Source organism: Brevibacterium moorei (assembly GCF_024580735.1).
In the GTDB taxonomy this organism is placed as follows: Bacteria; Actinomycetota; Actinomycetes; order Actinomycetales; family Brevibacteriaceae; genus Brevibacterium; species Brevibacterium moorei.
On the sequence record NZ_JANIJX010000009.1, the window covers coordinates 99,523 to 120,938 of the forward strand.

20 protein-coding genes are annotated in these 21,416 nt (G+C 67.3%); 3 read left to right on the forward strand and 17 right to left on the reverse strand.

The genetic code is table 11. From position 1 onward, the window contains the following. Position 1 precedes the first annotated feature (1 nt). A complete protein-coding gene (locus tag NQ034_RS07975) occupies positions 2–601 on the reverse strand; it encodes a PaaI family thioesterase (RefSeq protein ID WP_257048147.1) in 600 nt (199 codons plus the stop codon). A gap of 43 nt (positions 602–644) precedes the next feature. Then, the gene (locus NQ034_RS07980) at positions 645–1,256 is read right to left on the reverse strand and encodes a DUF4352 domain-containing protein (protein ID WP_257048149.1); all 612 of its coding nucleotides are present in this window, start codon (positions 1,254–1,256) and stop codon (positions 645–647) included. Between the two features lie 139 nt (positions 1,257–1,395). Between NQ034_RS07980 and NQ034_RS16410 the strand changes: the two genes are divergently transcribed. Further along, entirely contained in the window at positions 1,396–2,652 is a 1,257-nt protein-coding gene (locus tag NQ034_RS16410) for a sensor histidine kinase (protein ID WP_257048150.1), read from the forward strand. Positions 2,653–2,670: 18 nt separating this feature from the next. Further along, entirely contained in the window at positions 2,671–3,348 is a 678-nt protein-coding gene (locus NQ034_RS07990) for a response regulator transcription factor (protein WP_257048151.1), read from the forward strand. Positions 3,349–3,375: 27 nt separating this feature from the next. Here the strand turns inward: NQ034_RS07990 and NQ034_RS07995 are convergent, their stop codons facing one another. From NQ034_RS07995 to NQ034_RS08050, 12 genes are all read right to left on the reverse strand, one after another. Next, positions 3,376–4,056 carry an AroM family protein gene (locus NQ034_RS07995; protein WP_257048152.1) on the reverse strand — a complete coding sequence of 227 codons (681 nt, stop codon included), beginning with the start codon at positions 4,054–4,056 and terminating at the stop codon, positions 3,376–3,378. Continuing rightward, positions 4,056–5,003 carry a DUF1177 domain-containing protein gene (locus NQ034_RS08000; protein WP_257048154.1) on the reverse strand — a complete coding sequence of 316 codons (948 nt, stop codon included), beginning with the start codon at positions 5,001–5,003 and terminating at the stop codon, positions 4,056–4,058. Before NQ034_RS08000 ends, NQ034_RS07995 begins: the two co-directional genes overlap by 1 nt. A gap of 46 nt (positions 5,004–5,049) precedes the next feature. Beyond that, positions 5,050–6,123, reverse strand: a complete 1,074-nt coding sequence (locus NQ034_RS08005) for an S-methyl thiohydantoin desulfurase domain-containing protein (RefSeq protein WP_257048156.1) — start codon at positions 6,121–6,123, stop codon at positions 5,050–5,052. Between the two features lie 3 nt (positions 6,124–6,126). Beyond that, positions 6,127–7,767 carry an OPT/YSL family transporter gene (locus tag NQ034_RS08010; RefSeq protein ID WP_257048158.1) on the reverse strand — a complete coding sequence of 547 codons (1,641 nt, stop codon included), beginning with the start codon at positions 7,765–7,767 and terminating at the stop codon, positions 6,127–6,129. Positions 7,768–7,868: 101 nt separating this feature from the next. Then, on the reverse strand, positions 7,869–9,086 hold the full coding sequence (locus tag NQ034_RS16415; protein WP_257048159.1) for a helix-turn-helix domain-containing protein: 1,218 nt from the start codon (positions 9,084–9,086) through the stop codon (positions 7,869–7,871). A gap of 1 nt (position 9,087) precedes the next feature. Next, a complete protein-coding gene (locus tag NQ034_RS08020; RefSeq protein WP_257048160.1) occupies positions 9,088–10,401 on the reverse strand; it encodes a M18 family aminopeptidase in 1,314 nt (437 codons plus the stop codon). A 129-nt stretch (positions 10,402–10,530) separates the two neighbouring features. After that, on the reverse strand, positions 10,531–12,576 hold the full coding sequence (locus NQ034_RS08025) for an LPXTG cell wall anchor domain-containing protein (protein WP_257048161.1): 2,046 nt from the start codon (positions 12,574–12,576) through the stop codon (positions 10,531–10,533). Between the two features lie 205 nt (positions 12,577–12,781). Continuing rightward, the gene (locus NQ034_RS08030) at positions 12,782–13,186 is read right to left on the reverse strand and encodes an META domain-containing protein (protein WP_257048162.1); all 405 of its coding nucleotides are present in this window, start codon (positions 13,184–13,186) and stop codon (positions 12,782–12,784) included. A gap of 57 nt (positions 13,187–13,243) precedes the next feature. Then, on the reverse strand, positions 13,244–14,563 hold the full coding sequence (locus NQ034_RS08035) for an MFS transporter (RefSeq protein ID WP_257048163.1): 1,320 nt from the start codon (positions 14,561–14,563) through the stop codon (positions 13,244–13,246). A 47-nt stretch (positions 14,564–14,610) separates the two neighbouring features. Continuing rightward, positions 14,611–15,222 (reverse strand): FMN-binding negative transcriptional regulator, encoded by a 612-nt coding sequence (locus NQ034_RS08040; RefSeq protein WP_257048164.1) that lies wholly within the window; start codon positions 15,220–15,222, stop codon positions 14,611–14,613. Continuing rightward, positions 15,209–15,934 carry a type 1 glutamine amidotransferase gene (locus NQ034_RS08045; RefSeq protein ID WP_257048165.1) on the reverse strand — a complete coding sequence of 242 codons (726 nt, stop codon included), beginning with the start codon at positions 15,932–15,934 and terminating at the stop codon, positions 15,209–15,211. Before NQ034_RS08045 ends, NQ034_RS08040 begins: the two co-directional genes overlap by 14 nt. Further along, entirely contained in the window at positions 15,931–16,776 is an 846-nt protein-coding gene (locus NQ034_RS08050; protein WP_257048166.1) for a M55 family metallopeptidase, read from the reverse strand. Before NQ034_RS08050 ends, NQ034_RS08045 begins: the two co-directional genes overlap by 4 nt. 17 nt (positions 16,777–16,793) lie before the next feature. Between NQ034_RS08050 and NQ034_RS08055 the strand changes: the two genes are divergently transcribed. Next, positions 16,794–19,193 carry an ATP-binding cassette domain-containing protein gene (locus NQ034_RS08055; RefSeq protein WP_257048167.1) on the forward strand — a complete coding sequence of 800 codons (2,400 nt, stop codon included), beginning with the start codon at positions 16,794–16,796 and terminating at the stop codon, positions 19,191–19,193. Between the two features lie 93 nt (positions 19,194–19,286). Here the strand turns inward: NQ034_RS08055 and NQ034_RS08060 are convergent, their stop codons facing one another. The 3 genes from NQ034_RS08060 to NQ034_RS16420 form a co-directional block, all read right to left on the reverse strand. Beyond that, on the reverse strand, positions 19,287–20,546 hold the full coding sequence (locus tag NQ034_RS08060; RefSeq protein WP_257048168.1) for an OmpA family protein: 1,260 nt from the start codon (positions 20,544–20,546) through the stop codon (positions 19,287–19,289). Positions 20,547–20,629: 83 nt separating this feature from the next. Then, positions 20,630–21,220 (reverse strand): hypothetical protein, encoded by a 591-nt coding sequence (locus tag NQ034_RS08065; RefSeq protein ID WP_257048169.1) that lies wholly within the window; start codon positions 21,218–21,220, stop codon positions 20,630–20,632. A gap of 36 nt (positions 21,221–21,256) precedes the next feature. Further along, complete coding sequence (locus NQ034_RS16420; RefSeq protein WP_373567200.1) at positions 21,257–21,412, reverse strand: integrase core domain-containing protein; 156 nt, start codon at positions 21,410–21,412, stop codon at positions 21,257–21,259. Positions 21,413–21,416: the final 4 nt, after the last annotated feature.

Genomic DNA, 21,416 nt, shown 5'->3' on the forward strand with positions numbered 1-21,416 from the left:
CCTACAGCGCTGGGAAGGCGATCGGGTCGCGCGGGGAGATCCACAGCCCGCGCGCCCGGGCGGTGACCTGTCCACCTGCTCTGACCTCGCCGGCCATGAAACGCTTGCGCCCGGACTCCGACTCGATCCAGGCGCGGAACTCCAGGGGCGTATCCAGGGGAGTGGCCGCATCGTAGGTGATCGTCAGCTCGCGGGTGAAGGCCGGGACCCGGCCGCCCACATGGGCGGCGGCGCCGAGCACATCGTCGAAGCACAGGGCCACGATGCCGCCGTGCACGCGGTTGGGCGGGCCCTGGTACTGCAGGCCCAGGGTCACCCGGCCCACCGCCTGCTCGCCGTCGAAGTCGACGTCCACGGGTGGGGCGATGGGGTTGCGGGCCGAGGTCACGGGACCGCGGCCGGCCCCGAAGACCGTGCGGAAGATGAGCGGATCGTCGACGGTCACGTCCTGCGGGGCCGCCGCGGCCTCGGTCAGCCGGGAGGCGATTTCGGCGACCCGGCCGGCCAGGGTGGCGTCATCGGATTCGGCGACGAGGGCCGCGGTGAGTTCGCGGGCTAGCCGCGTCGTGTGCTCAGCGTAGGCGGAGGGCTCATTGATCATACGTTCGTTCTATCAGATCGAGCCCCTCCGCACAGCCGAGCCCCTACTTGGTCAGGTCCACCGCGATGGGGGAGTCGAACAGCCCGCCCTGGAACTCCAGCGTGGTCGGAATGACCTTCTTGGGAACGTCGAAGACCACGATGCCCTTGTTCGTGTTGCCCGGGTTGATCTGCTCGAACAGGGCGTTGGAATCGGAGATGTAGGCGGCGGCCTCGGAATCGGCGGAGTACTCCGTGCCCTTGGCATCCTTGAGCTTGACGTCGGTGTCGGAGAAGTATTCCGCGGAGTCGCCCACGTTCTTGATCGTCATGTTCACCTGGACGAACCGGCCCTGGGCCTTCTTGCCGATGTACTCATTGCCGACCTTGGTCTTGTCCTTGCCCACCTTGGTGACGGTGACCTGGAGGTTCCCGCTGGTCACGGCGTCGCCGACCTGCGCGGACTTCTGAGCGTCCTTGCCGGAGCCCGCCGCGGACCCGCCGGACGCGCTGTCGGAGCCACCGCCGAGAATCGAGGCGCACGATGCGATGACGACGATGAGCACCACGATGATCAGGCCCAGGCAGCCGAACCCGGCGATCTTCTTGCCCTTGCCCTTCTTGGGCGGGATCGGTGCGGGGTAGGAGGGGTAGGGGTTCGGGGGAGGAGTGGTCATGGCCGATCCGTTTCTGTTCGGGTTTCTCTTGCCCCTCAAGACTCGCGGTCCGGCCGGGCCCCGCACATCCTTCGATCGGTCCCACCCGCCCGACCGATCGGAGGATTCCCGTGTCACCGGGCCCGGTTAATCTGGAGGGGTGACCCCTGAATCCACGACCGGTGTACCGCCCTGGCTGCGCCAGGGCGGCCGCATCGTCCTGGGCATCCTGTACTTCTTCCTGGCGATCTTCCTCTCCGTCTTAGGCGAGGCGAATGCGACCGGCCATACGACGTTCTTCTGGGCGCCGGACGCCGCGAGCGAGCCGATCGCCCTCGAGATTCTCCTGTGGCTGACCTCCATGATCCTGTGGGGCAGTGTCTTCCTCCGTTTCCGGGTGCCCTGGCTGACGTTCGCCGCGGGAGCCGTGCTGGCGCTCATCGGCATGGACTACCTGCTCATGCTCATCGGCACCCACCAGCTGGTGCGGCGCGGTACCCGCCGGCAGGCCGGCATGAGCGCTATCGCAGCAGCGATCGTCCTGGTCTTCACCGTGATCCGCGACAGCCTGCGCGATCCTCTGAACACCGTGGTGGGGGCGCTGTTCGTCCCGATGGACTCGGATCCCGGAATCACCTCGGCCGATGCCCTGGTCACCCGCGGCACCACCGCTAGCGTGCTCGCACTGCTCGCCCTGGCCTGCTATGGACTCAGCGTGGGGATTGGCTATCTGCTGCGCGCCAATCGGCGCGCAGCGCTCGAACGGGGCAGGGCCACCGATGCCCGCGAGGAGCTGGCCCGCCGCGGGGAACGCGATCGGTTGGCCCGCGAACTCCATGACTCGCAGGCCCACCGCCTCTCCCTGATGTCGATGCAGGCATCGGCTCTGGAACGCCGGGCCGGTGATACCGCCACCGCCCAGGCCGCTGCGGCCCTGCGGGGGCAGGCAAACGAGGCACTGAACGATATGCGGACCCTGGTGGGTGGGCTGCGCTCGAATCCACGCGCCGCCGGCGCCCCGCCGACCGCTGCGATGAATGGGATCCCCGACCTGGTGGCGAATGTGCGCAAGACGGGTACCCCCGTCGATGCGATGATCATGGTCGACCGGGCGAAGCCCGCGAACGCGGTGTTCGAGAACTCGGTGTACCGGATCGTGCAGGAGGCGCTGACGAACGCGGCCAAACACGCTCCCGGAACGCCGATCAGCCTATCGGTGACGGCGGACCCGGAGCGGGGCGCGCGCATCAGGGTGGCCAATCCGTTGGCGGCCGTGGGAGCCCAGGTGCCCGGCGGGGGCAATGGGCTGACCGGGATCCGGGAACGGGCACAGCGGCTGGGCGGCCAGGTGTGGATCGGTCCGTTCCAGGGCGAGTTCATCGTCGACGCGACTCTGCCGTGGCCCGGCGAGGGCTGAGCCGACTATGATCTTCGGGTGAGTCCGCGAATCCCCGAACGTCCCGCCCCGGTGCGGGTGCTGGTCGTCGACGACGAGCCCATGGTGCGCAACTTCGTGGGCGGCTACCTGGACACGGTCCCGGCCATCGAGGTTGTGGGAACCGCCGCCAACGGGGCCGAGGCCCTGGAACAGTACGCGCTGCACTACCCCGAGGTGGTGCTGATGGACTTGGCGATGCCGGTGATGGACGGGTTCGAGGCCACCGCCAGGCTGGCGGCCCTGGCCCCCGCACCCACGATCGCAGTGCTCACCACTCTGGACGCCGGCGATGACGTGGCCCGGGCGGTGGCGGCCGGAGCCGTGGGCTACATCTTCAAGAACGAGGACCCACAGGCCCTGGCCGCAGCGATCCTGCGGATCGCCGCGGGCGACGGCTTCATGTCCGGTGGTGCCACCGCCACCCTGCTGGCGCAGATCCACCGCGACACCACGCTGGTACAGCGCTCCCAGGCCCGCGAACGGGTGGCCCTGCTGTCCCCGCAGGAGTTCGAGGCCGCGAAACTGGTCATCGAGGACCTGACGGACCAGCAGATCGCCGCGCGCATGTTCCTCTCGGAGACCACCGTCAAGAGTCACCTGAAAAGTGCCAGGCGGAAACTGGGCGTGGGCACCAGGACGGGCCTGGCGCTCGCCGTGGATCGCGCGCTGCGGTAGGCGGGACGGGACAGTACGAACCGGCGGCTACTCCAGCCCGGCCACGTATTCCGGGACGGCCCGCTGGGGCAGGATGATCGGCAGATCGGGTGCGCCGGCCTCGGCCAGGGCAGCCGCCAGCGCCTCCCGGTGTTCGGTCCGGAAGCCCATGCAGTCCAGGACGACCCCGATGGGTGTGCCGTCGCGCAGAACGGAACGCGCGACCTCGGCTGCGGGGAAGGGCTGATAGGGCGAGGCCGAGGAGAAGCTGCGGCGCTGCGTCACCGGCTCCCACTTGCCCTCGAGGAAGGGCCGTTGTTCTGCCGCCGGCATCACCACGTGCAGGTGCGCCCCCAGACCCCCGTCCACCACGGCCCGCCGCAGCACCTCATCGGGGAAGATCAGCGGCACCGGTGAGCGCAGGCCCTCGAAGGTGCCCGTGCACAGCACGACGATGGCGCTGCAGTCCCCGGCGATCTCGTCGATGCGCTGCTGGAGTCCGCGGGATACGGCGGACTTGAGCACCTTGACCTCGGTCCCGTCGGCCATCCGGGACACGTAGACCGTGTGCCCGGCGGCGACGTCGTCGGGTCCCGGCGCGAAATCGCGGTGCACGGCATCCAGGCTCAGCCCGTCCAGGGCACCGCCCTCGACGAAGTCGAACCCGGCGAAATTGCCCGTGATGTCGACTCGCGGGGACTGTCCGATGGTCAGCAGGCCGATGGTCATCAGGCCTCCTTGTACAGGTGGCCCAGCGAGCCGTAGAGGCGCTGCAGGATCGCGACCTCATCGTCCTTGACGAAGTGCACATCGCCCTTGCCGAAGCCCTTGGCGACTTCGATGGCGAAGCGCACGGCATCGGCGATGTCGATCTCGTGGCTGGCCCCGGTGGCCGAGCCCGGCACCAGGGATTCGGTTGTGATGGCCACGCCCACGACCGGCACCTCGGCGGCAGTGGCCGGCTGCACGATGCTGTTGACGTGGTGGACGCCATTGCCGTACGGGGTGATGTCCTGATTGGTGATCGGGAAGGTCACGGCGGGCCGGCCGGTGGCGATCTCCAGAACGTCGAGCAGGTCATCGGGCACTGCCATGACATAGCCGTCGAGGATCGCCGGGGTGATGGAGATGCCCTTGACGTTGACCAGCTTATTGCCCTTGGTCGTGTCGATGGACAGGATCGCGTCCATCGCCTCATCGACCTCGTGGCGGTTCATGATCCCCATGTCCACGGGGGAGTCCATGAATTCCACGGGCTTGTGCGGGCGGGTCGGGGCGTCGGGGCAGACGTGGGTGGCCACGATGACGTCGCCGGGCAGCCGGTCGCCCAGTTCGGCCATCCGGACCAGCTTCCAGGCGGTCGCGATGGCCGAGGCCGCTCCGTCGCCGTCCGAGGTGAAGCCGATCCGGGTGGGCCTGGCACCCAGGCCACCCAAGCGGCCGATGACGCCCAGGGTCCGCGCCGAGCCACCCGCGGCCTTGCCGTCGGTGCCCTTGATCGTGACCTTGACGAAGTCGGTCGAGCCCTTGTCGGTGCCGACCGGCTGCACGCTGACGGCGACGATTCCCTGGGCCGAGGCCTCGGGGGCGGCCGCTGTGAGTGCCTGGGCGACCGCCTGGCCGCTGGCCTGCGGGGAGTCGAGGATTTCGAGTGTGTCCAGTACCTGCTTGAGCATGATGTCCTTACTGTGGTGGTGAAATGGTGCTGTGTCGGTGAACGGCTTACTGGTGGGCCACGATCGGCTTGCCGAGTATGGGTTCGATCCCCGCCAGCAGATCGGCGTCGAACATGCTGGCGCCCAGGCGCAGCCGCGATTTGTCCGCCGTGATGACGGTGAGGGACTGTCCCCGTTCGATTCTGGCGGAGACGACGGGGGCACCGGTTTCGGTGTCCAGGGTCATGATGAGGTCGGGGAAGGTCGCCAGGCGCTCGCCTGCGAGCTCGGCGGTCATGTACTCGTTCCAGAAGGTCAGTTCGCAGTTGCGCGAGCCATCGCCCAGGGTTACGGTGCCCACGTCGAAGCCGCCCTCCTGGCGCAGCTCGACACCGTCCACCGTGCCGGTGAAGCACACGTTCCCGCCCAGGAAGTCCACGACATTGGCGATCTTCTCGGCCCCGGTGGTCCCTGCCAGGTGGGCCCGGCCCAGGTCGATGGCGAAGCCGATGCCGCCGGCCGCGCCGTATTCGCGCACCCGCTGAATGCTCACCGGGTTGCGGCACACGCCCACCATGCCGCCTGCGGTCACGGACAGGGCGCGGACCGCGGCGGCGGCCGTGTTCAGGTTGCCCGCCACGTGCCCGGTCAGGGCCGCGGTTCCGGCGCCGCCGGCGAAGGCCTGGACCGAGGTGTACTCGGGCTCCTTCTGCAACTGCAGGGCGCCCATCACCCCGGTGGGGTGGGCCCTGCCGTTCGAGGGTGCGTCGAGGACCGGCAGGCCAAGGGCCGCCGCCTGCAGCCAGCCGTTGATGGTGGTGGCGGGTCCGTTCTCATTGGTCATCAGCGCGGCCAGTTCGCCTTCGACGGCACCTGCCAGTTCGCGCACGCTGGCGATCAGCTGGGCCTCGTCGATATGGGCCGCGGCGGCCGAGGGCGCACCGACCAGGGCCACACAGGCGACTGTGGCCAGCGGGCTCAGCTCGTCTAGCGATACCAGGGTGGGTGCGGGCAGGTGGCCGTCGAAGATCTGCTCGACGCGGGCCAGGCCGTCGGCCAGATGGCCGCCGCCCCCGCCGCCGAGGACGCCGCCGCCGTAGACCGCCGCGATTCCGTCTTCGCGGGTCAGGGTTCTAGACATGTTCTACCGTGCCTTCCAGAGTGAGGAGAAGAAGCTGTACAGGGCGTCGCCGGCGATGAAGCCGGCTGCCAGGGTGAAGGACATGGCCTCACCCTTCTCGCCCCAGATTTTGAGGATGATGAAGCGCAGGACGATGCCCACGAGCACCGCCCAGCCGGCCAGCGGGTTGACGATGAGCAGCCCGGTGGCGAACATGATGCCGACCTGGCGCTTGGGTCCGCCGATCAGCTGCACGATGGCCCCGGGGATCGCCCAGATGAGCAGCTGACGGCCCACCTCGCCGCCGATCCCGTGCTCGATCGTGGTGGCGAAGACCTTGTCGACCGGCGGGATGAGTCCCTGGGAGAACAGGGTGTCGTGGGCGATGGCCACGACGACGAAGGCGACCACGAAGCCCACGATGCCGGCCTTGAGCTGCTGGCGGCGACCGTAGATCTCCTCCTGGACGCTGACGCCGCGGCGGATCAGGGCACCCGTTTTGAAGTCGTAGCCCATATCTGCGAAGGCGGGTCCGGAGGCCGCGACATAGCCGGTGAGCAGCGCCAGGGCCACCGGTGGGAAGCCCAGCAGCAGACCCAGCATGAGCGAGATGAGGGTGACGGCGAAGGCGGGGAACCAGCCGGAGTGCATGGCGGCGATGCCGACGATGATCTCGTGGCAGAAGGTGATGACCCCGGCGAAGATCACGAAGCCCACGATCACCAGGGGTGACATGTGGCTGATCAGCCCGCCGAGCAGAGCCAGGATCAGGGCGCCGGCCATGAACAGCACATTGCCGGTCAGGAAGGCTTTGCGGACGTCGGATTCGCTGCGGGTGGCCTCGGTCCGGCCCACGCCCTTGACGCTCTCGGCCTTGGCCGCATCCTGGGCGGCACTCTGCTGGGTGGCGCCCTGCCGCTTCTTCCGTCCGGCATTGATCATCATGAAGACGAACTGCAGCAGGGCCACCAGGCCCGCGCCGATCATCATGCCGTGCGGGATGTAGAGGGCGTTGATGTCGATGCCGAACCAGGGTTCGGCGTAGCCGTTGACGACCAGGCCGATGCCGAAGAAGGCCAGGGCCCAGATATTGCCGATGAAGGCCACACCGAAGGCGGACATGGAGATGCCCAGCGAACTGCCGATCAGGCCCAACACGATGCCGGCGCCCAGCAGCCAGGCCTTCTTGCCGCCCTGATCGCCGGCCTTCATCGCCTCGGCGGTGGCCACACCGGAGGGCCAGGATTCATTGGCCGAGAAGAAGCGTGAGTCGAAGACGCGGTAGAAGATGAAGACGTCGATGGCCAGGGCGATGCCGGAGCCGATCAGCAGGGGCCAGACCAGCTGGGGCAGCCCCATGGCGTACGGGATGCCGATCGGCAGCAACAGGCTGTTGGCCGCGCCGAAGGTGGCCGAGGAGATGGTCGTCTGAATGAGGTTCTGCGATTCCATCGAGCGGAACTGCTTGAACCAGCCCAGCGGGATGCGGGCGATGATCATGGCGATGAGAACGCCGATGATCGAGGTGTTCGGGGTGACGCCCAGCTGGGCGATCAGCTGCATGCCGATGATCGATCCGAACACCGCGACCACGATCGACACGATCACGAAGACCGTGTTCTGGGTCCGTTTCGACACGGTCCCGGTGAGGGTGTTGTCAGTCATACCGGCCACGCTAGTGGTGTGGGCCCGGCCACTGATATGCCCGGAACGGGGAAAATCCCGCAGCCCGATTTCCCGGGTGGGAAACCAGGATTACGCGGGTGTTACTCCAGCGGGGACTCCGGTAGGAATGTCAGGTACAGGATGATCTTCGCGGGGAAGGCCGGCAGGTCCAGGCCGGTGATCTCCGCGATTCGGTGGAGTCGGTGGTTGACGGTGCGCCGGTCCACGGCAAGCCGTGCCGCGGTGTCCGAGGCATTGCACTCGGATCCTGCATAGGCCGCCGCGGTCGAGGCCAGGATCGGGTCGGCGGCCGTGAGTACCGTGCGGATGTGCTCGGCATAGCGGGTGAAGCCCGCCCCGCCACGTTTGAGCAGGGCCAGGGACTGCAGACCGCCGTCGCCGCGGGTGAACACCCTGGTGCGGTCGTGATCCGGCGGGGCCATGCTCAGTAGCGCCCTGGCCTCGGCCTCCGCTCGCTCGGTGCGTTCGGTGCCGTCGGAGATGACGCCGAGCCCCAGGTTCAGTCGCCAGCCCAGGTCCTGCAGGGCCGAGCGATAGAGCGCTTCGAGGGCTGCAGGGTCCATCGGCCGGGCGAAGCGCAGCTGCTGGACGAGCTCGATCCGGTCGGCGGAGTGGACGATGTGCGAATCCACGGTCTCCACCGGCCCTCCGGCGGCCAGCAGGGCGCTCTGCAGGGCCAGGCCTGCCAGCCGGGCCACCGATTCGTGGTCGAGGATCCGGTCGGCCGGATGCCCGCCCACGCCCGCGGTCAGGGTCGTGACCGCACAGCCGACCGCGTCCTCGGCCCCGGAAGGGACGGCGGGCGCGTCGGGATGCCGGAATTCGTTGAGCCGGCCCATGACGAGCATGAACAGCTTGTCGCCGAGGATGGCGACCAATCGGGTCGCGGTGTTGTCCTCGGTGCGCGGGACCGGCGTGGGCAGGCGCGAGTTGACCAGGTGGACGAAGGCGAAGATCTGCCCGTGATAGGTCAGCGGGATGATCGTGCGGCGGTATCGGAAGGACTGGTCGCCCGGGATCGCGATATAGGTCCGCCCCGAACGCGACCAGATCCGCAGGGACTTCTCGAACCCGGCGACCGAGGGCTGCGATAACGGTGTGAAGTCCCACCGCCAGTCGTCCGGGTGCGGTGCCGAATGGGTGAACAGCAGCCGCCCGGAGACGTCCTCGATGTAGACCGCGCCGGACAGCGTGCGCACCAGGTAGTCCAGGGTGGGGGTCAGGTCCCGGTAGGCGGGCAGGCGCAGCTCGGCCTCGATGCGGTCTGCGTCTACCGTCGCCTCATCGCCTACCGTCACTTCACCGCCTGAAGGCCTGTGCCAGGGCGTCGTGCAGGGCCGCGATATCGGCCACCGCGCACATCTCGCGGGCCGAGTGCATCGACCACAGGGCCGGTCCCACGTCGACGGTGGTGACGCCGAGGCGCTGGGCGGTCAGTGGGCCGATCGTGGTGCCGCACGGCATCGTGTTCTTCGAGACGAAGGGCTGGGAGTGCACGCCGGCGGCCGCGCAGGCGCGCTCCCATACGGCGGTGCCCAGGGCGTCCGTGGCGTAGCGCTGCTGCGCGTTGATCTTCAGCAGGGGGCCGGCGCCCAGGTGCGGGCGCACGACCGGGTCGTGGTGGCCGGGGAAGTTCGGGTGGACCGCGTGCCCGGCATCGGAGGAGATGCACACGCTGGCGGCGATGGCCCGCAGATAGTCCTCGGCCGGACGGGTGGAACCCGGGTGCAGGGCCTCGACGATGCGGTGGGTGATGTCGGACAGGATGGGGCCCGAGGCCCCCGAGCGGGTGCCTGAGCCGACCTCTTCGTGGTCGAAGGCGGCGAGCAGGGCGACCGAGGTGATGGCATCCGGGTCGACCGCGGCCAGTGCCGTGACGGCCGGGTAGACCGAGGCCAGGTTGTCCAGGCGCGGCGAGGCCAGGAATTCCCGGTGGGCGCCGAAGAGTGCGGGCCGTTCGGCCGGGATGGTGTGCACATCGTAGCCGGCGATCTGCTCGGCCGTGACTCCGGCGGATTCGGCCAGCAGGCCCAGTACCAGGGAGGAGGCGGAGGCGTTGTCGGCCGATCCGGTGATGTGCTCCAGGCCGATGATCGGCTGGGTGTGCTGCTGCTTGTCCAGCATGAGCTTCTCATTGGCCGAACGGTCCAGGTGGATGGCCAGCTGCGGGATGCGGCCGATCGGTTCGGTGTGGGCCAGGACGACGCGGCCGTCGGTCAGGGCCAGGCGGCCGGCGAAGCACAGTTCGCGGTCCAGCCAGGAGTTCAGGATGGGTCCGCCGTAGATCTCCACACCCACCTGGTTCGCGCCCTCGTGGGTGAAGTCGGGCAGGGGCTTGAGTTTGAAGGCCGGGGAATCGGTGTGGGTGCCCACGATTGTGAATGCGGTGGATTCCGGGAGCGTCGACGGGATCGCCCAGGCCGCCAGGGAGCCCTCGCGCACCACGACATAGCGTCCGCCCGGCTCCAGGTCCCAGGCCCGCGTCTCGTCCAGCTCCGTGAAGCCCGCTGCCACCAGGGCGTCGCGCGCGGTGGCCGCCGCGTGGTAGGAGGTGGGGGAGCCGACGACGAAGTCGATGAGGCCCTGGGCGTGTGATGTGGGTGCGGAAGTCATACACGCATTCTAGGCACAGTGGTCCCGGGCACAGGGGTGGTGTTGGACCTGAATGCGCAACGGGGCCCCACTCCGAGGAGTGGGGCCCCGTTCTTCCGAGGTGATCAGATCACCTCAGAACGAAGAAGCTCAGTTCTTCTTGCGGCGGGCCAGGAAGACCGTGGCAGCGCCGACCAGGATCAGTGCGATGGCACCGCCGACCAGCGGGGCCGAGGTCACACCGGTCTTGGGCAGTTCGTTGCCGTTATCGCCCGAACCGTTGTCGTCCGAGCCATTGTCGCCGGAGCCGTTGCCGTTGTCATCGTTGTCGCCGCCGTCACCGGGGTTGGCGTCGCCGGAGACGACCTGGAACGAACCGGTCAGCGACTCATTCGCGGCCTTGGCATCGGTCTGGGGCTGAGCCTTGACCTTGTACTTGCCGACGTAGACCTCGGGGTCGTTGCCGCTGGTGCCGTAGACCTTCCACTGCGCGGTGCCCTTGGCATCGGCGGTGGCGGTCAGCTCGTAGGGCTTGACGTTCTTGCCCGAGGGGGTCACCGTGAAGGCGACCTTCTGGCCCTTGTTCAGGTTCGCCACCTTGAGGGTGACGCCCTTCTTCTCGTTGACGAAGTTCTTCGCCGAGACCTTCTTCGGGTCGATCGTCAGCTTCGGATCGGCCTTCGGAGCCTCAGTGGTCTGCGTCGGCTTCGAGGTCTGCGTCGGTTCCGTGGTGGGAGCCGAGGAGGTGGGAGCCGGAGTCGTCGGCGCGTCCGTGGTCGGCTTCTCGGTAGGAGCCGTCGTGGTCGGTGCCGGCGAGGTGGGCTCTTCGGTGGGAGCCGTGGTAGTGTCCGTCGGCGTCGGGGTCGTCGGTTCCTCGGTGGGAGCCGTCGTCGTGTCCGTCGGCGTCGGGGACTCCGGAGGAGTCGTGGTGTCGCCGTCCGTAGTCAGTTCGACCTTGTGGCCCTTGGCCTCGAGCTGCTTAACGCCCTGATACAGTTCAGCGGTCCACAGGAACGGCTTCTTGCCGTCCTCTGCGGGCGAGCCGCCGGAGACAACGCCGACGGCCTTGTCGCCCATCATGACGGCGCCGCCGGAATCGCCATGCCAGGCCTCTGCATCAGAGGCGAAGCCATAGACGATGTGCGATTTATGGTTGTTGTCCTCGATGTTCGCGTAGCCGTCGACGATCTGCACATTGGACCTGTCGGTGCCGATTGTGCCGGTCTTCTTGCCGGTGGTGCGGCCCGAACGCCAGACGGATTCACCGAGGTCGTCTTTGGTAACGTCGCGGATGCCGGTCACGGGTTTGGTATCCTTGGCCAGATTGTCCTCGTTCTTGGCGTCGTTATCATTCCAGTTGGTGGTGACACCGGGCTGGTTCAGCTTGACGTCACCGTCGACTGCCAGCAGGCCGAAGTCCTGGGAGTTATCCGGATTAGCTTTGGCCGTGTCAGCGTTCGGTCCGTACTGGGAGTAAGTGACTGTGCCGAAAGGCAGGGGCTTGCCGGTGGCGTCACCGTCAAGAAGTCCAGTGCTGCCTTCCTCGCCCGTCACATATTCGGACGCGGAAGGGGCCTCACGGAAGACGTGCTTGCCTTCGGCGCCGTCGGTGCAGTGGCCTGCAGTGATGACGATCGGCTTGCCGCCTTCGGTGGCATTGAAGCCAGTGGAGCAGATGCCACCCTGGACGGTGTTATCAGAGTTTTCCTGTGTCGCGACGATATAGCCGGCACCATTGACCAAGTCATAAGGGCTCTTGCCATTGGAGACGGCTTTAAGACCTTCTGCCTTCTTGTCGAACTTGGCTGAGGAGGTTGTTGCCCCGTAGGCCGAATAGCCCTTGGAACCGATGAAGCTGACCTTGAGGTCCACCTTCTTCTCATCGGCGTAGGCCTTGAGGGCCTTGACCTCATCGCTGTCGGCCTTGAGAGCCTTGTCGGTCGACTGGACGACGACTGCGCCGTCCTTGCCGAAGCCGACGGCAGCGATCTTGGAGGCCTTGGCCGATTTCGTGACACCGGTCTTGGTGTCTGCGGCGAATGCCTTGCTGGCGGCCTTGGCGAATTCAGGATTGCCGCCTTCGCCGCCTGCGGCAGGAGCCGCCATGGCGGGTGCAGCGATCATTGCGGAGCCCGCGGCCAGAGCCGCGGCCGCGCCGATGGCGGCAAGTTTCTTCCCCGGTGTGGGAGCGTGCATGTGTTCAGTCCCTTGCAAATCGTTAGCAGGTTGCTTGGTGCTAAATGCAGCTACTTCCGTGGTGCGAATAATGAAGTAACGTCTTTACGGGGACCAAGTCTGGCACGGACTGTTACCAAAACGCAACCTGATTTCTAAGAAATCTCACAGCCTGAACACGTACGCCGCTCGGCAAGAGGGGTTGCCGGCTACGGGTGTGGGCTACTCAGTCGGCACGTGTCAGGGTGCCGATCTCCTTGCCCTTGCCGTCCTTGACGATCATGCGCTGGCCGTCGATTTCGACGGCACCGGTCTTGCCCAGCCATGTGTCCACTCCCGTGCAGGCCATCAGCGTACTGGGGTCGCGCTTGATCTTCGCTGCGGAGCCGTCCAGAGTGTATTCGCCATTGACGCCATTGCAGCCGTCACTGCCCTCGAGTGTGCCTTTGCCGTCGCTATCGGGAGAGGTGAATTCCAGATAGGCATCCTTCGGATCCTCGGCCTTCCACTTGCCCTCGATGGTGGGTGCCGAGTCCCCTCCGGAAGACGAGGCCGCGCCACCGCCGCCACAGGCCGTCAGGGCCAGTGCGCAGACTGCGCCCAGCGCGAATACGATCATGCCGCGTTTCATCTGTACTCCTCGAATGGGGTGCATCGTGCGTCCAGCCTAATGGCGCAGCCTGTGCAATCAATCAAGCACGGTTGCGTGCGCTGCCCTGCGGCTTCGGCGGATCGACGTGGCCAAGAGGATGGTCACACCCAGTCCGCCACAGGCATAGGCCAGGAACACCGAGGGGACCCCGGCCTGGGCCGCCAGCAGCAGACCGGTCAGCTGCGGGGCCAGGATCGCACCCAGCCGACCGAAGCCCATGACCACGCCCAGGGCGGTGCCGCGCAGATGGTCGGGATAGGCCTGGGCCACCGCGCCCATGACCAGGCACTGGGTGCCGTGGGTGCCGATGCCGGCGGCGACCATGCACACGTAGATCATGCCGGTGCTCGGGCGGGTCAGCATGAGCAGCAGGCCCAGCACGCACACGGCGGCTGCCACCGCGGCGGTGGGTACGGTGCCGAAACGCACCGAGGCCCAGGCGGTCAGCACGCTGCCGCCCACTGCGCCCAGGTTGAGCGCCAGGCTGAAGGTCAGTGCCGACCCCAGCCCGTAACCGGCCTGGGTCATCAGATTCGGCAGTTCGGTACCGAGCCCGAACCAGACGAACAGGCAGCACAGGAAGGCCAGTGAGAACACGATGGTGGTGCGGGCGAAGCCGCTGCGGAACAGGGCGCCGTAGCCGGAACCGGCATCCGAGCCGGCCGCGGCGAGTTCGGCCGAGGCCCCCGCCGCCACGCGCTGCGCCTGCACCCGGGCGGGTGCCCCGGTGGTCGAGACATCGTGTCCGGCGCGTCCCAGGGCTGACACTCCCCACAGCAGCAGGGGCAGGGCGACGAGCATGACCAGGAGCGGCAGGAAGAACATGGGCCGCCACCCGGCGGCCGGGATGACGCTCAGGCCGATGAGCGAGGCGGCGGAACCGCCCACGGGCACGCCGGACATCATGATCGTCGTCATCACCCCGCGCAACCGGGCGGGCACCAGGGTGGTGGCCAGCGCATTGGTCGCCGGCATCACGCCGCCCAGGCCGAGGCCCGCCAGCAGGCGCAGCAGGCCGAAGGCGAAGACGCTGTCGACCAGGCCGCAGGCCACGGTCGCCAGGGTGAAGAGCAGGGTGCAGGCCACGATCGTGTGGACCCGGCCCAGGGCATCGGACAGCCGGCCGGCGATCAGTGCGCCGATCATCATGCCGATGAAGGCGACGGAGCCCAGGGTGCCCGCGGTGGCCTGGGTCAGACCCCAGTCCTCTTGCATGAGCACGGGTTTGACCGCGCCGAAGACGATGAGGTCGTAGCCGTCGAAGACGATGACCAGCCAGCAGGCCAGGACGGTCAGAACGGCGGGAATGCGGGGACGGGTGGCGGACGTTGGAGCGTCCACGGCAGTGGTGTTCACAGAGACGGAGCTTAGCACGACCTAAGCAATCAGGATATAGGGTGGGCTCAGAGATTGAACTCGCTGCTCATTGCCCTGGCCAGCGGCGCATTCGCATAGGGGCCCGTCCCCGCCAGGTGCTGCACAATCGAGCGGACCGTTGCCGGGTCCTTGTCCTGGCTGAGCTTGTTCTTCCCCCGGAAACGCTTGACGCGGATGCGCAGTCCCGTGGTCGCCGCCGCGACCCGCCTGGTCATCGCCTCGTCCAGGCGCAGGGAACTGGGAGCTTCGACCGGGGCTTCGAACTCGTCGACCAGGCGCGTGAGCACCCGGTAGTTCTCCTCGGGCTCCAGGAGTTCCGGCACGCCCCACAGATGCGCGCTCATAAAATTCCACGTGGGGATGATCTGCTCCGGCGGATACCACGATGGGGAGATATAGCCGTGTGGTCCATCGATGAGCACCATGGCCTCACCTGTCAGATCGAGTAGCTCATCATCGGGTTTTCCCAGATGGGTCAGCAGGACGATGTCCTCGCCTGCTTCCTCGAGCAGGAACGGATAGTGCGAGGCCTCGATCCCGGAGGGGCCGTGGGTGACCAGGGTGCCCCAGCCCACCCGGCGGACCAGATCCCGGACCCAGGCCGGGTCGGTCACCTCATAGGCGTCAACGGTCAGCATCTGCACTCCTCTTTGCGACGACGCCGATCCACGCATCGAACAGTCCCGCCCAACGTTCGGCCAGCTCGGGCTCCAGGGCCCGGGCCCGCACCGTGATCTCCTCGGCCTGCGAGGCCAGGTCAGCGTGGCTGTGCGCCCACCGGTCCACGGTGTCGGCTAGGGCCTCGGGATGGAACTGGGTACCCCAGGCGTTCCGCCCGACCCGGAAGGCCTGCTGCGCGGAATGGGCGTTGCCGGCCAGGTTCACGGCGCCGGCCGGCAGCTCGGCGACCTCCAGCCAGTGGAACTCCACCGCCGCCTTCCGCGTGCCCGCGAACCGTCCGAACAGCGGATCGCCGCTCGCCTCGGGTGCGAAGGCGACATCGTGGACGCCGACCTCGGGCCCGCGCGGATTGACGTGCACCCGGCCGCCGGTCGATTCGGCCAGCAGCTGGGCTCCCAGGCACAGGCCCAACAGGGGAGTGTCGGTGTCCACGGCGTCGCGGATCAGGTGGCGGACGGCGGGCAGCCAGGGTGCGGCCTCGTCGTCGGTGGGGCCCATGGTGCCGCCGAGCACCAGGACCCCGTCGAAGTCGCGAGAATCCTGCGGGACCCAGGCTGGGCCGGCCGTGGTGGTCTCGACCCCTGCCGCGGCCAGACGCGCGCCGGCCAGATCGGGGGAGACGGAGTCCTCGTGTTGGACGATGAGGACGCGGGGTGCGGAAGTGGTCATGCCGCAGCCGCGGTGATCGAGAAGAGCTTGAGCATATTGCGCAGTTCGAGCGCATCGGTGCACGGGTACTCCACGTCATAGGCCGAGGCGCGTACCGTACCCGGCACCAACATGCAGTGATCGGCCTGGGCCGTGCGCCGCAGGGTCGCGCGCAGGGAGTGGGGCGCAGGCGGTTCTGGCCGGGTGTCCGCGGTGGCCGCTGCCACCCTGGTGACGGCGGCCTCGGCGGCGATCTGAATGCGCTCGCGGGCGACCTCCGGGTGCAGGGAGTGGATCACCCCATTGCCCAGCGAGGCCTTGACGTCGACGGTCAGCGCCATGGCGTGCGGGCCCAGCGGATAGCGCGAGGCGAACGAACGGCAGACCTTGTCATCGCCGGTCACCAGGCCGATCGGCGTGCCGAACTGGGCTGCGATGGCGGCATTGACATCCGCCTCGCCCCAGACTTCACCGTCCACCCGGATCCGGGCGAAGGCGCCACCGGAGACTGTGTGGTCCAGCACCGCACCGGTGGTGCCGGCCGCGGCGTGATAGCCGATCAGCAGGGCGATGTGGGCGTCCTGGGCGCCGGCCATCATGCCGCCGGCCAGCTTGGGCTGGCCCATCAACAGGGTGGCCCGTGTGTCCAGCTCCTCCGGGCGCAGGTTCGCATTGTCGCCGTGGCCGTCGTTGACCGTCACCCGGGTGGCACCCCCGGCGTACGCCCCCTCGATCGCGGCGTTGACCTCGCCGGCCATGAGCGCGCGGGAACGCTCATAGTCATCGGTGCCGCGGTGCACCTGGGCCGGCGTCGCGACACCGGCGATGCCCTCCATGTCGACGGAGATGAAAACGTGGGTCATGCCACTACCCTATAGGCATGAGCGCACACCCAGCCGATGTCCACGATACGATCGTCGTCCGCGGCGCCCGCGAGCACAATCTGCGCGGAGTCGACGTGGAACTGCCCAAACGACGTCTCACCGCCTTCACCGGAGTGTCAGGATCGGGCAAGAGCTCCCTGGTCTTCGCAACCATCGCGGCTGAATCGCAGCGGCTCATCAACGAGACCTACAGTGCCTTCCTGCAGGGCTTCATGCCCTCGCAGACACGGCCGGACGTGGACGTGCTGGCAGGGCTGAGCACCGCCATCACCGTGTCCCAGGAGCGCCTGGGCTCCAATCCGCGCTCCACCGTCGGCACCGCCACGGACGTCAACCCGCTGCTGCGCATCCTGTTCGCACGCCTGGGCAGCCCGCGGCTGGACGAGCCCAATGCCTTCTCCTTCAATATCGCCTCGGTATCCGGAGCCGGGGCGGTGACCCTGAACAAGGGCGGGCGCCAGGTCAAGGAACGGCGCAGCTTCGAGGTGCTGGGCGGCATGTGCCCGCGCTGCGAGGGCCGTGGTCAGGTCAGCGACTTCGACCTGGAGGAGCTCTACGACGATTCGCTGTCGCTGAACGACGGGGCGCTCAAGGTGCCCGGCTACAGCATGGACGGCTGGTACGGCCGGGTGTTCTCCGGCGTGCTGCCGATGGACAAGCCGATCAGGGACTTCACGAAGAAGCAGCTGGACGATCTGCTGTACAAGGAGCCCACCAAGATCAAGGTCGAGGGGACGAACCTGACCTATGAGGGCCTGATACCGCGGATCCGCAAGTCCATGCTGGCCAAGGACCGCGAGGCGATGCAGCCGCACATCCGCCGGTTCGTCGACCGCGCGATCGTCTTCCAGACCTGCCCCGAATGCCACGGCACCCGGTTGGGGGAGAGGGCCAGGTCAGTGACGATCGGGGAAGGGAACGGGAAGAAGAACATCGCCGAGGTCTGCGCCTTGCAGATCAGCGATCTGCTCGACTGGGTGCGGGGGCTGAGGGTTGAAGGCGCCGGGTTTGGAGATGCGGGCCCGGCGCCGCTCATCGCCCGCCTGGCCGACATCCTGGAGTCCTGCGTGCGGATCGGCCTGGGATACCTGTCCCTGGACCGGGCGACCGGCACCCTGTCCGGTGGGGAGTCCCAGCGGATCAAGATGATCAAGCACCTGGGCTCCCCGCTGACCGACGTCACCTATATCTTCGACGAGCCGTCGATCGGGCTGCACCCGCACGACATCGTGCGGATGAACACGCTGCTGTTGAAACTGCGCGATAAGGGCAACACTGTGCTGGTCGTCGAACACAAGCCGGAGATGATCCGCATCGCCGACCACGTGGTCGACCTGGGGCCAGGGGCCGGCAGTGCCGGCGGCAGGATCTGTTACGAGGGCACCGTCGAGGGACTGCGCGCCTCGGGCACCCTGACGGGCTGCCACCTGGACGACCGGGCACGGACCGAGGAGGAGCCTCGGGCCCGGACCGGCAGTATCGAGGTGCGCGATGCGGTGCTGCACAATCTGGACCATGTCGACGTCGACATCCCGCTGGGGGTGCTGTGCGCGATCACGGGCGTGGCCGGCTCCGGCAAGAGCTCGCTGATCCACGGCTATGTGGCCGGCCGGCCCGGGGTGGTGACCGTCGACCAGACGGCGATCAAGGGCTCGCGCCGGTCCAATCCCGCGACCTACACCGGGCTGTTGGACCCCGTGCGGAAGGCTTTCGCCAAGGCCAACGGAGTCAAGGCGTCCCTGTTCAGCGCCAATTCCGACGGCGCCTGCCCCGAGTGCAAGGGCGCCGGCGTCGTGTTCACGGAGCTGGGCGTGATGGCCACGGTCGAAAGCGTCTGCCAAGTGTGCCAGGGCCGCCGCTACGACGCCGAGGTGCTTGTGCACACCCTGGACGGCAAGAGCATCGCCGATGTGCTCGACATGTCCGTGGCCGAGGCTCAGACCTTCTTCTCCGGCAGCGGCGCCAAGGTGCCCGCGGCAGTGAAGATCCTGGCGCGGCTGGCCGATGTGGGCCTGGGATATCTGCACCTGGGCCAGCCCCTGTCGACCCTGTCCGGCGGCGAGCGGCAGCGGCTCAAACTGGCCATTCACATGGGTGAGGAGGCCGAGGTCTATGTGCTCGACGAGCCGACCACCGGTCTGCACCTGGCCGATGTCGAGGCACTGCTGGGCCTGCTGGACCGTTTGGTCGACCAGGGCAAGAGCGTCATCGTGATCGAGCACCACCAGGCCGTGATGGCCCATGCCGACTGGATTGTCGACCTGGGGCCGGGGGCCGGTACCGAGGGTGGCCGCGTGGTGTTCGAGGGCACCCCGGCCGAGCTGGTAGAGACTGGCCGGACTGATTCCGGCCAGGCGACGCTGACGGGGCGCCACCTGGCCGAATACGTGGCCTAGCCGGGTTTTTCAGCGGGTGTAACGGTTGCCGGTGCCGGTGTCCTCTCTCGCGGTCGCCGGGAGGACTAGGACGCTGTGCTCAGAACGCTGTGCTCAGAACGCGGGGACGAAGATCTCGACGCGGCGATTGAGCTGGCGGCCCGAGGGATTGTCCGAACCGTCCTTGTTCTCGTTGGCTGCGACCGGCTTGGTCTCACCGAAGCCCTTGGAGCTCAGCTTCGTGGTGGTGCCCAGTTCTTTGAGCTTGTTCTCAACCGATGCCGCGCGGTCCTCGGACAGCTTCTGGTTGTAGTCGTCGTCGCCCTTGGCGTCGGTGTGACCGTAGACCTCGGCTGCGGGTGCCTTGAGTTCCGAGAAGGCCTGATCGACCTTCTGCAGGGTGTCGGTCGCCGCCGGGCGCAGATCGGACTTGTCGAAGTCGAACAGGACCTCATTCTCCAGGGTGATCGTGGTGCCGCAGGACTTGATCGGCTTGATCGCAGTCATGGGCGGCAAGGAGCCTGCGGTCGGAGCCTTTGCCATGGGTTCGGCGTCGACGGTGGTGGTTGCGCCGGCGTCGCTGGTGATCAGGGCCTTGCCATCGCCGTGGTTGATGATCTCCAGACCGTGGCCGTGGTAGGTCCCATTGCCGTCGCCGTTGTTGACGATCTCGACGTCGTTCTTCTCATCGTGGAAGGTCCCCGACCCGTCGCCATTGAGGACGATCTTGTAGCCCGTGGTCGAATCATCGGAGGTGCCGGAGCCGCCGGTGTTGACCACGACGTTGAGCTGTTTGTCGTTGTACGTGCCGGTGCCATCTCCATTGTTGACGATATTCACCCCGTTCTTCTTGCCGGTGTAGGCGCCCGCACCATCGCCGTTGTTGATGATGGTGGCGTCCTTGTCATTGGTGACGCCCGAGCCGTCTCCGTTGTTGATCTTGGAGCCGTCCTTACCGGTCGATACGCCGGAGCCGTCTCCGTTCAGGATCGTGCCCGAGGAGGAGATGAGGCTGGTGCCATCGCACTTGGCCGGGGTGACCTTGATGCCGGGGATCGAGGTTAGGGTTTTGCCCGCTTCGATCGTGAAGGAATCGTTGGAGGAGTTGAGCAGGGAGATGTCGGGGATGGCGATCTGCGGGATCGGCGGGATCTCACCGACGGCATAGCCGGGGACGGCCAGGGCGGAGTCCTCTGCATCTGCGGATTCGGCGGGGTTCTCGGCGGCGTTCTCCGCCGCCGCGGGGGACTGCGCGGCTTCCGCTGCCTCGCCGGCTTCGTTTTCCGTCGGAGCGGCCGACTGGGTTCCGCCACATGCGGTGAGGGAAAGGCCCAGGGACAGGGAGGTCAGAGCCAACGTTATGCGGGATTTCATGATGTGAAATGTAATGCATAAGGGTGCCCTGCATATGTGGGTGGACCGGATACTGAGACCGCGTAGAGGTGAAGGGCCGCGGCTTAGAAGGGTGGGAGGTCGGTTTCGTATTCGGTTTGGTGGTCGATCGGTGGGGTGGTGTGGCGCCAGGGGTCGGTGATGATTTGGGCGCGGGTGCGGTGGTGGGCCCAGGGGACCCAGTCTTTGGGGCGCCAGGTTTTGGGTCTGGGTGTGGTGTGGTCTGGGTGGGCGATCCGGTAGAGGATGTCGAGTTCTTCCCAGGTGGTGAGTTTGCGTTCGGGGCGTGGTGGTAGGAGGCCGCCGCCGGCGAGGAGGTGTTCGAGGTCGGCGATGGCGGGGAGGGCGTGTTCGGCGTCGGTGAGTTTGGGCAGGTTCTTTTCCAGGTGGTAGGGCGCAGTGGTGTCCTGGTCGATGGGTGGGGTGTGTTCGTCGATGATGTGGCGGGCTTGGGCGGCGTTGATGAGGTCCGGTGGTGGATCGACGGTGTGGGTGAAGCCGGTGGGTGCGGTGGTGGAGGTCCATTCGTAGGTGATGGTGTTGTTCTTCCCGCCCGGCCGGCTGTCGCCTGTCCGGGTGTTGTTGCTGGTGGTGATGGTGATGTTGCGGTTGGTTTTGAGGAGGTGGTGTCCGCGGCATAGGGGGTGGAGTGTCAAGCCCCGGGTTTTGTAGAGGCTCCTTTTCTTGGTTTCCTAAGCGGCCGTGGACTCCGTCCCGGACTGGGCGATCCATTCAGAATGGACCTCGACAGGCGGCCGGTAGTCAATCGCCGAATGCAATCGCGTCTGGTTGTACCAGGCCACCCACTTCGACGTCTCCGCCATCACCTCGATCAACCCTGACCACACCCTC